Genomic DNA, 414 nt, shown 5'->3' with positions numbered 1-414 from the left:
AGAAAGGTATTGGCCTGAGTTTCAACAGTACGTTCTACACGGAGCGTCCGTTTCAGTTACCCCGTTTTCAGAATCAGTACGGACAAGGTAACAGCGGCGCCTTCAAATACGTTAACGGCCTNTGGCCCCAAACTCGATGCGGGTCTGCTGATTCCACAATACGACAGCCCCGTGAACCTCCCCGACGGACGGGTTGTACGCGGAGCGGATACATACGTATACAGTGGGCTGCCTGTCACCCCGACACCCTTTGTGTCGCATCCCGACAATCTTAAAAACTTCTATGAAACGGGCCACACAACAATCAACAACCTCGCTGTTTCGGGTAGTTATGATAAGGGCAGTTACCGGCTTTCATATACCGATCTGAATAGTCAGTCGACCATTCCGGGCGTTGATCTGAAGCGTAAAACG

The 414-nt window shown here is 51.3% G+C and carries 1 protein-coding gene; it reads left to right on the top strand.

All coding sequences use genetic code 11. The features are described 5' to 3' along the window. Positions 1-171 precede the first annotated feature (171 nt). Positions 172-414, top strand: a 243-nt coding sequence (locus tag BLX24_RS33785) for a hypothetical protein (protein ID WP_229201942.1), incomplete at its 3' end; no start/stop codon positions are given.

The sequence above is a fragment of the Arsenicibacter rosenii genome, from assembly GCF_001870735.1.
Classification (GTDB): Bacteria; Bacteroidota; Bacteroidia; order Cytophagales; family Spirosomataceae; genus Arsenicibacter; species Arsenicibacter rosenii.
Note: the sequence above shows the minus strand (reverse complement) of the source record. Positions and strands in the feature narration are given on the sequence as shown.